Below are 1123 nucleotides of genomic sequence, written 5' to 3'. Positions count from 1 at the left end.
CGTGACTCGAGCTAATGCTTCGTCATTTGGTATTGGTTTCACCACAGATAATATGTTACTTGATTTAGAGCTCTCGGCTTTTGAGGCTGACGGTAAAGGTGAGATTGTAGCGCAGCCAAAAATCGTTACAGCGGATCGTCAGACAGCGACTATCAAATCAGGCGAAGAGATCCCTTATCAAGAAGCTTCGTCTTCTGGTGCGACTTCGGTATCGTTCAAAGAGGCTGTGCTGTCTCTGGAAGTAACGCCGCAAATTACGCCAGATGATAACGTTATTATGGATCTGAAGGTAAATCAGGATGATCGTGGTGAGGTTACAGCTGGTATCCCAAGTATTGATACTAACGAAGTGATTACGCAGGTTCTCGTTGGTAATGGAGAAACGATTGTTCTTGGCGGTATATTCCAGTCTGAGCAGGCGACAACGGTCACCAAGACGCCTTTCTTGGGCGACATTCCATACATTGGTAATCTGTTTAAGAAGACTGAAAATATAGATCAGCGTTCTGAGCTGTTGATATTCATCACGCCTAAACTGATTAAAGATGGCTTGATAGATCAGTAGGGAAAGTAGTGTCAAAAGCCGGGCCTAAGAGCTCGGCTTTTTTTTGCCTGTTCGGCTCGTTCAGTTGGTTGAAAGGGTGTTAAACTCTCACTTTTTAAGTGGCTTATTTAATGGCGTATAGGACGAAGAAGCCTTTGGTTGTGTTGGTCGGTCCAATGGGGGCGGGTAAAACGACTATAGGCAAATTGCTGGCAGCGGAGCTCTCTTATGAGTTTGTTGACTCGGACAAGGAGATTGAGCGTCGATCTGGTGCTGATATTCCGTGGATTTTCGATGTTGAGGGTGAAGAGGGGTTTCGAAACCGAGAGGTTGCCGTGATTCGTGATCTATCGACAGAGTCTGACGTGGTTCTAGCAACGGGAGGCGGTGCTCTAATTCGTCAGGAGAATCGAGATCATCTTACGAGAAATGGCTATATTGTTTATTTAAATACCTCTGTCGATCAGCAGTTTACTCGCACGCATAAGGATAAAAATCGCCCGTTGCTGCAGGGCGACAGCGACCCTATGACGGTGCTTACGGAGCTTATGAAAGTGCGTGATCCTATCTATCGAGAGG

The 1123-nt window shown here is 46.1% G+C and carries 1 protein-coding gene and 1 pseudogene; both read left to right on the top strand.

All coding sequences use genetic code 11. The features are described 5' to 3' along the window. Positions 1–565: pseudogene (locus A3750_RS17205) on the top strand (type IV pilus secretin PilQ); the annotation flags it as partial. A gap of 110 nt (positions 566–675) precedes the next feature. Then, positions 676–1123, top strand: a 448-nt coding sequence (gene aroK / locus A3750_RS17200; protein ID WP_068548510.1) for a shikimate kinase AroK, incomplete at its 3' end; no start/stop codon positions are given.

It is taken from the genome of Oleiphilus sp. HI0079, from assembly GCF_001635105.1.
This window is presented reverse-complemented; position numbering and strand designations above follow the sequence as displayed.